The 11,672-nt window shown below is 69.8% G+C and carries 12 protein-coding genes; 2 read left to right on the top strand and 10 right to left on the bottom strand.

What is annotated here, in order from left to right; genetic code table 11:
- On the bottom strand, positions 1–702 hold a 702-nt coding region (locus VFH59_RS14775), incomplete at its 3' end, for a PmbA/TldA family metallopeptidase (RefSeq protein WP_325165671.1).
- Positions 703–807: 105 nt separating this feature from the next.
- Between VFH59_RS14775 and VFH59_RS14770 the strand changes: the two genes are divergently transcribed.
- Together VFH59_RS14770 and yjgA are read left to right on the top strand one after the other, a co-directional pair.
- Positions 808–1,053 carry a DUF1653 domain-containing protein gene (locus tag VFH59_RS14770; protein ID WP_325165670.1) on the top strand — a complete coding sequence of 82 codons (246 nt, stop codon included), beginning with the start codon at positions 808–810 and terminating at the stop codon, positions 1,051–1,053.
- Positions 1,050–1,613, top strand: a complete 564-nt coding sequence (gene yjgA / locus VFH59_RS14765; protein ID WP_325165669.1) for a ribosome biogenesis factor YjgA — start codon at positions 1,050–1,052, stop codon at positions 1,611–1,613. The genes VFH59_RS14770 and yjgA overlap by 4 nt, the downstream gene beginning before the upstream one ends.
- A 96-nt stretch (positions 1,614–1,709) precedes the next feature.
- Here yjgA and VFH59_RS14760 read toward each other — a convergent pair whose 3' ends face one another.
- The 9 genes from VFH59_RS14760 to VFH59_RS14720 form a co-directional block, all read right to left on the bottom strand.
- A complete protein-coding gene (locus tag VFH59_RS14760; protein ID WP_325165668.1) occupies positions 1,710–2,978 on the bottom strand; it encodes a threonine/serine ThrE exporter family protein in 1,269 nt (422 codons plus the stop codon).
- Positions 2,975–3,424 (bottom strand): NfeD family protein, encoded by a 450-nt coding sequence (locus VFH59_RS14755; RefSeq protein WP_325165667.1) that lies wholly within the window; start codon positions 3,422–3,424, stop codon positions 2,975–2,977. Before VFH59_RS14755 ends, VFH59_RS14760 begins: the two co-directional genes overlap by 4 nt.
- A 67-nt stretch (positions 3,425–3,491) precedes the next feature.
- Positions 3,492–4,436, bottom strand: coding sequence for an SPFH domain-containing protein (locus VFH59_RS14750; protein WP_325165666.1), 945 nt, complete (start codon positions 4,434–4,436; stop codon positions 3,492–3,494).
- Positions 4,437–4,592: 156 nt separating this feature from the next.
- The gene (locus VFH59_RS14745) at positions 4,593–5,966 is read right to left on the bottom strand and encodes a sensor histidine kinase (protein ID WP_325165665.1); all 1,374 of its coding nucleotides are present in this window, start codon (positions 5,964–5,966) and stop codon (positions 4,593–4,595) included.
- A gap of 28 nt (positions 5,967–5,994) precedes the next feature.
- On the bottom strand, positions 5,995–6,330 hold the full coding sequence (locus VFH59_RS14740; protein ID WP_325165664.1) for a hypothetical protein: 336 nt from the start codon (positions 6,328–6,330) through the stop codon (positions 5,995–5,997).
- Positions 6,331–6,494: 164 nt separating this feature from the next.
- Positions 6,495–7,832 (bottom strand): sigma-54 dependent transcriptional regulator, encoded by a 1,338-nt coding sequence (locus tag VFH59_RS14735; protein WP_325165663.1) that lies wholly within the window; start codon positions 7,830–7,832, stop codon positions 6,495–6,497.
- A 193-nt stretch (positions 7,833–8,025) separates the two neighbouring features.
- Positions 8,026–9,825: a DUF885 domain-containing protein gene (locus VFH59_RS14730; protein WP_325165662.1), complete on the bottom strand. Its 1,800-nt coding sequence runs from the start codon at positions 9,823–9,825 to the stop codon at positions 8,026–8,028.
- Between the two features lie 235 nt (positions 9,826–10,060).
- A complete protein-coding gene (locus VFH59_RS14725) occupies positions 10,061–11,278 on the bottom strand; it encodes an ABC transporter permease (protein ID WP_325165661.1) in 1,218 nt (405 codons plus the stop codon).
- Positions 11,279–11,289: 11 nt separating this feature from the next.
- Positions 11,290–11,672 (bottom strand): ABC transporter permease (locus tag VFH59_RS14720; protein ID WP_325165660.1); only part of this gene is annotated, 383 nt, incomplete at its 5' end.

The following is an 11,672-nucleotide window of genomic DNA, read 5'->3' as shown; positions in this document are numbered from 1 at the left end:
GAGCCGCGCCAGGGTGCGCTCGGCGGCCTTGTCGCCCAGCGCCCGCGCGCTCATGAAGTCATCGGGGTCGCGCACGGCGTCGTACCAGTAGTCGCGCTGCATGCGCTCGCCCTCGCCGGCGATCAGCGACAGCGAGAGTGCATGGCGCGTGGCGCGCTCGCGGCCGACGAAGCCATGCGAATTGGCGTACACCGACAGGGTCTGCCCCGCCTGCACGGCGGCGCCGTCGGAATTGGTGATGCCGGCGTGGGCGCGCCCGGCGGCCTCGACCTGCTGGCCCAGTTCGATCGCCGCCGCCGTGTCGATCGGCCAGGGATGCCACAGGTCGAGGTCGGGGAAGCGGGTCGCCATCCGCGCCGCATCGGCGAGCCCGGCGGCCGGATCGGCTTCGGTGTAGCGCGCAATCGCGCAGGCCTGGTCGATCGTCGCCTGCACCGATGCCGGATTGAGGTCGGCCGTGCTCGCCGTGCCCTTGCGCTGGCCAAAGTACACAGTCAGCCCGAAACCGCGGTCGCGGGTGTGCTCGACCGTCTCGACCTCACCGAGGCGCACGTTCACGCTGAGCCCGCTGTCGACGCTCGCCGCCACTTCGGCCGCGCTGGCGCCGGCGGCACGCGCGCGGCGGATCACGTCCTCGGCGAGCTCGGCCAGGCGGTCGAGTTCCTGATGGCTGGTGTCGGCGGACAAGACGACTGCGCTCACGGGGCTTTCCTTCAGGCAGGTAGAATGGGCGGCGAAAAAACCGCACGACTTCCGGACATGGGGTCGCCAGCGCCGAATCAAAAGTAACGTGCAAACGGAGCGCGCATGCCACCGGTCGCCGGCATCTACCGCCACTACAAGGGCCAGTGCTACCAGGTGCTGGGTACCGCCCGCCACAGCGAGACGCTCGAGGAGCTGGTCGTGTACCGCGCACTCTACGGCGGGCACGGGCTGTGGGTGCGTCCGGTCGGCATGTTCGGCGAAACCGTCCTGGTCGATGGCCGACCTGTTCCCCGCTTCGCGCTGGAATCCTCCGCCGCGCAAGCCCCTGATGCCGAGGAGCGCCCGTGAGTCCCAGCCGCAGCCGCAACCAGACCGAACTCGACGAGCAGGACTACGGTCCCAGCCGCACGCAGCAGCGCCGCGAGGCCCTGGCCGTGCTCGCGCTCGCCAACCAGCTGGTCGAACTGCCGCCCAGCCGCCTGGCCAGGCTCGACCTGCCCGAGGACGTGCGCGACGAGATCGCCAACGTGCGCCGGATCACCTCGCACATCGCGCGCAAGCGCCAGTTGGCGTTCCTGGCCAAGAAGATGCGCCGCCATGAGGACGCGGTCTTCGACAGCGTGCGCGCCGAACTCGGCGAGAACCGCGAGCGCCAGCGCCAGGAGACGGCGGCGATGCACCGCCTGGAAGCGCTGCGCGACCGCCTGCTCGAGGACGACGAGGCGGCCGCCACGCTGATCGCCGAACACCCCGCCATCGACCGCCAGCACCTGCGTTCGCTGATCCGCCAGGCGCGCAGCGAGCGCACGGCGAACAAGCCGCCGCGGGCGTATCGGGAAATCTTCCAGTTGCTCAGGGAGCTGCAGCAGGAAGGTGGCGGCGAGGCCGGCGACGGGATCGAGGCCTGAAAACGGCGGGACGTGGTCCGGGACCCGGCTCGCCCAGCCCACGCGGGGAGAGGGCGCTTGCCCTGGCGGATTCCAGCGGTGCCCGAAGGGCCCGGCTCAGAGCGAGCGGCGCGGCGAGACCAGCAGGTCGCCGAACAGCAATCCGGCCACCAGCGAAATCAGCAGGGTCAGCAGCAGGATGAAGCTGTCCATGCCGAGCGTCGTGTCCCGCTCGAACAGGTAGGAGACGCTGCGGAAACCGACGCTGCCCGGCACCAGCAGGATGATGCCCGGCTCGCGGACCACCGCCCCGGGGCGATGCAGGAACCGCGCGTACAGGTTGGCCATGGCACCGAGCAGCAGGCCGCCCAGGAACACGCCGACCGGGGCCCCGGGGATGGCCTGCGAAAGCAGGCCGCCCCAGCGGGTGGCCAGGTAGCCCACGCCGACCGCGCCGGCGACCACCGGCCAGTCGCGCCAGGCCGCGCGGAACAGGATCGCGAAACCGATCGCCCCCATCAGCAGCGAAGGCCAGTCCATCCAGTGAGGCAACGGCGGCAGCACGTAGTTGCGGGCCGTGACCCCGAAGGCCGCGCACAGCTGGCTGGCGGCGACCGTGCCGAAGGTGAGCTTGAGCAGCGTCGCGATCGCGCCGCCCATGCGCGCGACGCCGGAGACCAGGTGCTGGCTGGAGATCTCCCGCACCGCCGTGGTCAGCGACATGCCCGGTACCAGCACGATCAGCGAGGCGAGCACCACCGACTTGATCGCCAGCGGCACCACGAACGCACTGACCAGGATCGCGCCGGCGGTTGCCACCATCGCGCTGATCGCGTCGGACGCCACCGCCAGCCGCGGCCGGATCGCCGCGAGGATGGTGATCAGGCCGATCACCAGGCCGATCGCACCGGCCACCACCAGGTCGGCCCAGGAACTGTGCAGGAACAGTGCCTCCATGCTCGCGGCCGACAGGCCATAGCTGCCGACCACGCCCGCCCGCGCCCAGCGCGTCTCCGGCTGGCCCAGCGCGCGCAACAGGCGGAAGCCTTCGCGCAGGTCGAGTTCACCGGCGATCGCGCGGTCGGCGATCGCATCGGCCTCGCACATCCGTGCCAGGTTCACGTCGCCCGGCGGGAGGCGCATCACCTGCGTCACCTGCGCCAGGCCTTCCTCGCCCCCGCTCACGTCGGCGAACGAGATGATGATCGCGGTAGGGCTGGACCAGACCTCGGCCACCAGAGCCAGCCGCTGCGCCGCGCCGGCGATGGCGATTTCCAGTCGCGCCGCGGTCGTGCCGTACTGGTGCAGCCGGCGCGCCAGCTCGACGATGAAAGCGATGCGGGTTTCCAGCGCAGCGTTGGCCGCGCCACGGATCAGGTCGTTCATGCGGCCGGACGCACCTGCAGCGTGTTGCCGTCGACCTTCACCACCTCGACCGTGGCGCCCAGCGGCAGGTCCGGCCCGGCCACCAGCCACTCGCCATCGCCGACGCGGGCCTTGCCGCGACCGTTGACGATCGGCTCGACCAGCACATAGCGACGGCCGACCATCTGCGCCCCACGGCGGTTGAGCCGCTCGCCGGTGGACTCGGTCCGCCTGAGCTTCGGGCGCAGCATCCAGGCGTAGACCGCGCAGGCGAGGAAGGCCATGACCGCGAAGGCGATCGCCTGCGCCAGCAGCGAAAGGCCCGGCAGCAGCCAGGCCAGCACGCCGGTGGCGGCGGCGCCGATGCCGATCCACAGCAGGAAATAGCCCGGCAGGGCGACCTCCAGCCCGATCAGCAGCAGGGCCAGCAGCCACCACAGGTGATGGGTTGCGAGGGTGGCGAACATGCGGGACTCCGTTGCGGAAGGAAGATGAGCGCTGGCGGCGCCCGGGGAAGGCGTCTCGCTCGCCGCCTCAGCGCGGCGGCGGCACCGCCCTGGCGGCGCCCTGTTGCGACAGCGCCTCCTTGGCCAGTTCCGCGATGCCTGCCAGCGATCCGAGCACGCCGGTGGCTTCCATCGGCAGCAACAACATCTTCTGGTTGGGCGAATGCGCGAGTTCCTTCAGCGCCTCGACGTACTTGTTGGCGACGAAGTAGTTCAGCGCATTGAGGTTGCCGTTGGCGATCGCCTCGGAAACCATCCGGGTCGCCTCGGCCTCCGCCTCGGCCAGGCGGATGCGCGCCTCGGCCTCGCGGAAGGCCGCCTCCTTCTTGCCCTCGGCGGCCAGGATCGCGCTCTGCTTCTCGCCGTCGGCCTTGAGGATCGCCGCCTGCTTGAAGCCCTCGGCCTCCAGGATGTTCGAGCGCTTCTCGCGCTCGGCCTTCATCTGCTTGGCCATCGCATCGACCAGGTCGCGCGGGGGCGCAATGTCCTTGATCTCGATGCGGTTGACCTTGACGCCCCACGGGTGGGTGGCCTCGTCGACCACGCGCAGCAGCTGTGCGTTGATGGTGTCGCGCTTGCTCAGACTCTCGTCCAGGTCCATCGAACCCAGCACCGTGCGGATGTTGGTCATCACCAGCGCGAGCGAGGCCTGCTCGAGGTTGGCGACCTCATAGGCGGCCTTGGCCGCGTCCAGCACCTGGTAGAACACCACGCCGTCCACGCGCACTACCGCGTTGTCCTTGGTGATGACGTCCTGCGAGGGCACGTCCAGCACCTGCTCCATCATGTTCATCCGGGCGCCGACGGCCTGGTAGAACGGGATCAGGAAATGCAGCCCGGGACTCAGCGTGCGGGTGTAGCGCCCGAAGGTCTCCACCGTCCATTCGTAGCCTTGCGGGACGATCCGTACCAGCTTGGCGATCACGATGATCGCCAGCACGATGATGACGACGCCGATCACGATGCTGCCCATGAATTCCCCTCCCGTGGCTGGACCACGAGTATAGGTGAGAAGCGGACTCCCTCCCCTGCTTGCAGGGGAGGATTGGGGAGGGGTGCCCTGGATGGGAGGCAGGAGCCTTGCCCCCTCCCAACCGCCCCCTGCAAGCAGGGGGAGGAGCAGGACGCATCAAGGCCGTATGGGCAGCAGCAGGCTCACGCGCAGCCCGCCATCCTCGCGATTGGCCAGCGTGATGCGCCCGCCGTGCGCCTCGCTGATTTCGCGCGCGAGCGCGAGTCCCAGGCCAGTGCCGGCGCGCTTGGTCGAATAGAACGGCAGCAGCGCCTGCGCCAGCACCGTCTCGCTCATGCCCGGGCCGCGGTCGGCCACCTCGATGCGCCAGTCGTGCCCCACCTGGGCGAGCGACAGGGTCACCCCGTCTTCCGCGCCGCCGGCCTCGTGCGCGTTCTTGATCAGGTTGATCAGCACCTGCTCGATCTGCGCCTTGTCGAACCAGCCCGGCTCGGCCGGCACCGGCCCGGCCAGGCGGAAGCGGCAATGCAGCGCCAGGCTGTCCAGGAACGCCTGCCAGTCGATCGCCTGCGGCTGCGGCGCCGGCAGCTTGGCGAAGCTCGCGTAGCCGGCGATGAAGCCATGCAGGTGACGCGCGCGCTCGCCGATGGTGGCGAACACACCCGGCAGGCGCGCCAGGTCGCCGCGCCGGGCCAGTTCGGCGCCCGAGTGGGCCAGCGAGGAAATCGGCGCGAGCGAGTTGTTGAGCTCGTGGCTGATCACGCGGATCACCCGCTTCCAGGTCGCCACTTCCTGCCGCGATAGTTCGCGGGTCATGCGGCGGAACGAATACAGCTTGTGCGGCCGCCCCTGCAGCCGGAACAGGCGCTGCGACAGGTGGAAGGTTTCCTCGATCCCGTCCATCGGCACGGTCAGCAGCGCATCCTCGCCGGTCTCGACCGCGCGACGCAGTGCCTCGGGCACGTTGACCAGCACCTCGCCGAAGTCCAGCCCGCTGATGCTGCGCCCTTCGTTGAACAGGTGCCGCGCAGCGATGTTGGCGTAGGCGATGCGACCCTGGGCGTTGGTCAGCACCAGCGACACGGGCGTGTGCTGCACCACGGTGTCCAGCAGAAGCTCGCGCTGCACTAGGTGCTGGCGCTGCTCGCGCAGGGTCTGGCCCAGCGTGTTGTGCATGCGGATCAGCGCGCCCAGCTCGTCGCGCCGCTCGGCGGCGATGGAGAAGCTGAAGTCGCCGTCGCGGTAGCTTGCCACCGCCCCTTCCAGCGCGCGCAGCAGGCGGCGGATCGGCGACATCACCTGCGCTCCCAGCCAGAACGCCAGCGGCAACAGCACCAGCATCGTCGCGAACAGGCTGCCGGAGATGCCCGGCCAGGCGGGCAGGTGCATCCCCAGCCGCGGGTCGTGGCGCAGCCAGGTCAACAGTTGTGGCAGTGGCCACTGGGTAAGACCGGCATAGACCAGCGCCCCGCTGAGGCTGGCCAGCATCAGCAGGCCGGTCAGCCGGGCCTGCAGCGATCTCAGTTGCATGCGGGGCTCCGGCTCCGGGCCACGGGCGTCAGTGGCACGCGGGGTCCATCGGGGTCTGCGGGCAACTGACCGCCGGACGGCCGTTGCGGTCCATGTCGCCCATCGCGCCGACCGCGGCACTGCCCGAGTGCTGCTGCGCCGCGTTGGCAGGTGGCATGTGGCTGCGCCGCTCCTTGAACCTGAAGTGGGAGGAGGACGGGTCCTGGGTATGCGGGAGCGCGGCGCCGGCGCGATAGCTCGCGGTGGAAGCGTGTGCCGGGGCGCTCCAGCTGTCGCTGGCCTGGCTGGCGGGAGATGGCACCGACTGGGCATGAGCCCCGGCAGCGGCCAGGAGGGAGGCGAGCACGACGGTCCGGATACGCATGGTTCCTGCTCCTTGGGGGAATGGCGCCGATCATCCCGCGGCCACTCCGTACCGGCAACCGCCGCGATGCATGTCCAGGCCCCGCAGGATGGTTCTCAGCCGGGCAGCCCTGCACGGCGCATCAGGTGAGCTGGGGCCACCTCCGGCGTCGTGCCGCGCGAGGGTCAGCTGGTTGCCAGTCCGTAGCGCTCCATCCGCCGGTACAGCGCCTGCCGCGACAGCCCCAGCGACTGCGCCGCGCGGCTGACCACGCCGTCGGCCCGGTGCAGCGCGGTTTCGACCGCCTCGCGGCTGGGTTCGTCGAGATTGCGCGCGACCGTGGGCGTGTGCTGCGGCAGATTGAGCAGTTGCGGCGTGACGATGCCATCGGTCGCGAGCAGTGCGGCGCGCTCGATCGCGTTCTTGAGCTCGCGCACGTTGCCGGGCCACGGGTAGCTCACCAGCGCCTCGCGCGCGGCATCGCCGAGCTCGGCGCGGCCGTCCAGGAAGTACTCGGCCAGCGGCACGATGTCGTCGGTGCGCTCGGCCAGGGGCGGCAGGTTCACCTCGATGACATTGAGGCGGTAGTACAGGTCCTCGCGGAAGGTGCCGGCACGCACCATCGCCTTGAGGTCGGCGTTGGTGGCCGACAGCACGCGCACCTTGACCTGCCGCGTGCGGCCCGAGCCCAGGCGCTCGAACTGCCCGGTCTCCAGCACGCGCAGCAGCTTGACCTGGCCCGGCAGGGGCAGGTTGCCGATCTCGTCCAGGAACAGGGTGCCGCCGTCGGCCAGCTCGAAGCGGCCCTCGCGGGCCTTGTTGGCGCCGGTGTACGCGCCGGCATCGGCACCGAACAGCTCCGCCTCGATCAGCTCGCCCGGCAGCGCGCCGCAGTTGACCGCCACGAACGGGCCGTTCCGCACCGGCGAGTTCGCATGCACGATGCAGGCGATGCGCTCCTTGCCGGCACCGTTGGGCCCGGTGATCAGCACAGGGACGTGCGAGCGCGCCACCTGGCAGGCGAGCTCGAGCGTCTGGGCCATCGCGTCGGAAGCGAACACCAGGCCGTCCAGATCATAGGTCTGGCGCAGCACCTCGCGGCGCCGGCGGCGCTCGCGGCGGGTGCGGTTGACCTCGCGGGTGGATTCGGAAAGTTCCAGCAGGTTCTCGACCGTGGCCAACAGCTTGGTGTCGTCCCAGGGTTTGGCCACGTAATCGGCCGCGCCCGCCTTGACCAGCTCCACCGCGGTTTCCAGGTGGGTCCAGGCGGTCAGCAGGATGACCGGCAGGTCGGTGTGGCGCTGGCGGATCGCGCGGAACAGCGCCACGCCCTCCTCGCCCGAGGTGGTGTCGGCGGTGAAGTTCATGTCCTGGATCACCACATCGACCAGTTCGCGGTCCAGCGTCGCCAGCCCTTCGTGGGGCGTCACTGCGATCAGCGGGCGGATGTCGTGCAGCGACAGCAGCAGCGAGAGGGCTTCGCCCACCGCCGGGTTGTCGTCAATGATCAGGACGGTACGCATCTTTTTCCTGCACATGCCGGCATGGATGCATTTCCACGCCAAAAGGTTGCCATGCCCGCCGACTTTCTTCGCTGGCCGGGCCCGGCTGAAGCCCCGGGCCCGGCAGCGGGCGATGCAAGCATGCACCAATATCGCGGCGCAGGCCTCCCGCCTGGCGCTCTCCCCCGGACACCCCGAGGGAGAGCGCGCCGGCTCAGGCCTTGGCCTGTTGTGCCGCGATCCAGGCGTTGGTGCGCTGCTCGAGCACGTCCAGCGGCAGCGCGCCGCCGCCCAGGACCTCGTCATGGAAGGCGCGCAGGTCGAACTTGTCGCCCAGCGCCTTCCGCGCCCGTTCGCGCAGCTCCACGATCTTCAGCTGGCCCATCTTGTACGCCAGCGCCTGGCTCGGCCAGGTGATGTAGCGGTCGGTCTCCGCCTGGATGCTGGGCTCGTCCTCGCTGGAATGGGCGTGGAAGAAGTCCACCATCTGCTGGCGCGACCAGTGCTTGTAGTGCACGCCGGTATCCAGCACCAGGCGGTCGGCACGCAGCAGCTCGTCGGAAAGGTGGCCGTACCAGGACAGCGGGTCCTTGTAGAAGCCCACCTCCCGGCCCAGCTGCTCGGCGTACAGCGCCCAGCCTTCCACGTACGCGGTGTAGCCGGACTGCTGGCGGAACGGCGGCAGCTTGGGCAGCGTCTGCGCGATCGAGATCTGCATGTGGTGGCCCGGGATGCCTTCGTGATAGGCGGTCGACTCGATCGACAGCACGCTGCGGTCGGCGAAGTCGCCGGTGTTGACGAAGATCTGGCCCGGCCGCGAGCCGTCCGGCGTGCCCTGGTGGTACTCGGCACCGGCGGCCGACTTCTCGCGGAAGGGCTCGACCGGCATCACCACCACGTCGGTCTTGGGAAGCAGGCCGAACAGCTTGGGCAATTCCGGCTTCATCTGCGCCAGGTAGGCGCGGTAGCGCTGCAGGATGTCCTCGCGCGACTTGGCGTGCACCTTTGGATCGGTCTTCAGCGCGGTGCGCATGCTCTTGAGGTCGGCGTAGCCCAGCGACTTGGCCACCTTGGTCATTTCGCCCTCGATGCGGGCGACCTCGTCCAGGCCGATCTGGTGGATCTGCGCCGGCGTCTTGTCGGTGGTGGTGGTCTGGCGGACCAGGAAGCGATAGATCGCGTCACCGTTGGGCAGCTGCCAGATACCCGGCTGGCTGCGGCCATGCGGGGCGTAGTCCTTCGCCACGAACTGGCCGAGCCGGGCATAGGCGGGGCGGACCTGCTGGTCGATCGCGGCGAGGATCGCCTGCTTCAGCCGGGCCTGATCGGCGGCCGGCACCGTCTTGGGGAAATGCTTGAGCGGTTCGGCGAACACGCTGTCCATGCCGGCCGGCTTCTGGATGCTGGCGATCTGCTGGACCACCTGCTCGAGCAGGTACTTCGGCGGCATCATGCCGTCGGCCATGCCCTTGCGGGCCACGGCGGTGACCTGGTCAAACAGCTTCGGCACCGCCTTCAGGCGGGCGAGGTAGTCCTCGTATTCCTTGGTGTTGTTGAACGGAATCGAGCTGACGAACCCGGCCAGCTGCAGGTGGACGCCGCTCATCTGTTCCAGCGGCATCTCGTTGAGCTTGAAGTCCAGGCTGGTGAGGCTGTCCTTGAGCTGGCGCACCATCAGCTGCTGGTTGAGCTTGTCCTCTGCCGAAAAGCCGGTGGTGTCGATCGCCTGGAACCGGCGCAGGAAATTCTCGGTGACCTTGCGTTCGGCCGCGGTGTGCTCGAGCGAGAAGTCGCTCCAGCGGTCGTTGTAGCGCAGGTCGCCCAGGATGGTGGCGTACTCGGGCGAGTCCTTCAGCGTGTGCTGCCACTGCTCGGCCAGCAGCGCATTGAGCGCCTTTACGCGGGTGGCCACGTCGGCATGCGTGGTCGCCGCACTGTCGGCGGCCAGCACGGGCATGGCCAGCGGGGCGGTGCCCAGCAGGCCCATGCAGAGGATCAGGGGTCGCAGTCTCATCGTTGGCGTCCTTCGGTGGTGAGGGCTTGATTGTCGCATCGGGCGGGCGCTGCTCCCGTGCCAGAAGGCATGGGTGCCGGCCGGAAAAGCGTGTCCATGGTCCCGAACGGGTTCGGCCGGGCCATCCCCTCCCTCCCCGCCGCCCTTACCCGGCACCGGCGGCCTCGGCGCTTTCGGCAAAGGGGGCGTCGGGCGGAGGCCGCGCTCGGGGGTTTTCTCGGGCCTGGTCTCCAGCTCACACGCTGCGCGTCGCCACCACCGGCGGTACCGCCGCGGCACGCAACGCCGGCGCCAGCACGGCCAGCTGGCCCAGGCCCCAGAGAACCAGCGCGCCGATCGGCAGGTAGTAGAGCGGCAAGCGCGGCAGCTCGTAGTGGGTCATCAGCGCGAGGTTCAGGCCATAGGCCAGTACCATGCCCAGCGCGATGCCGAAGCTGACGATCAGGAAGTTCTCGGTCTGGAAATAGCCCAGGATGTCGCCGCGCGTAGCGCCCAGCGCGCGTCGCACGCCGATCTGCTTGCGACGCTGCGCGACCCAGAAGCTCGCCAGGCCCACGATGCCGAGCGCGGTGACCCCGAGCATGACCACGATCACCCCGAGCAGCAGGTCGATCATGATGCGGTCGGACTTGAAGTAGTCGGTGCGCAGGTCGCTCAGGGTCCGGCTGTCCTCCTGGTCCAGCACCACGTCCGGCGCGATCTTTTCCACCGCATTGCGTGCGTCCCGCAGCACGCGCGGCAGCTCGGCCGGGCTGGCCCGCAGCAGGTAGGTGCCCGACAGCGAGCCTCCCGGCAGGGTGGGCGTGAACACCGTCCATTCCACTGCCTGCGCGCCCCAGTCCCGCGGGCGCGCCCGGGCCAGGTGGTCGACCACGCCCATCACGCGGAAGTGCAGCTTGTCGCACCAGAACTCCTTGCCGAGCGGGCTCTCGCCGGGCCACGCGTGCTCGGCCAGGGACCTGCTCACCAGCACCTGCGCATCCTCCGGGACGAACGTGGTGGCCGGACGGTAATCGTCCGCCTGCGGCAACCGGCCGGCGACGAGCTTCAGACCCAGCGCCTGGAACGTGCCCGGCCCGGCCAGCACGAAGTCCACCACACCGATCTTGTTCTTGAAGCTGCCCTTGTCGTGCGAGATACCGGCCGCCCCCCGTTGCGGGCCGAACGGCACCTGGTTGACCAGCGTCGCCGACTGCACGCCGGGGATGGCGCGCAGGCCGGCGAGCATGCGCGCATTGACGTCGGCGGCCTGCTCCGGCTCGAAGCCGTCGACCATCAGCAACGCCAGCGCGCGCTCGTCCACGCCGCTGTGGGTCTGGATCAGCTCCCAGCGCTGGACGACCAGGAAGCAGGCGTTGCACAACACCGCGCAGGCCAGCGCGATCTCCAGCGCGATGAGGAAGGTGGCTAGCCGGTGGCGACGGAGGGCCGAGAGGATGGGGCGGATCTGCATGGCGGGTCTCCTCACAGCGCCTTGAGTTGCCAACCCGGGACCACGCGGCTGGCGCGCAGGGCGGGTATCAGTCCGGCCAGCAGGCTTGCTGCCAGCGCCAGCGCGAAGGTGATCAGGAACATGCGGGTGTCCAGGTGCGCCAGGTAGGCGTAGTCCACCGGTTGCTGGCGCACCAGCCACAGGCCGCCCAGCGTGAGCAGCCAGCCCAGCAAGCCACCCAGCAGGCCGATCACCCCCGCTTCGACCAGGCACTGCGCGAAGATCGCGCGGCGGCTCGCGCCGAGCGCGCGGCGCACGCCGATCTCGCCGCTGCGGCGCAGGAACTTCGCCCGCAGCAGGCCCACCGCGTTGAACAGGCAGATCGCCCGGAACGCCGCTGCCAGCCAGGCCTGCA

This window comes from Frateuria sp. (assembly GCF_035695185.1).
Classification (GTDB): domain Bacteria; phylum Pseudomonadota; class Gammaproteobacteria; order Xanthomonadales; family Rhodanobacteraceae; genus Frateuria_A.
This window is presented reverse-complemented; position numbering and strand designations above follow the sequence as displayed.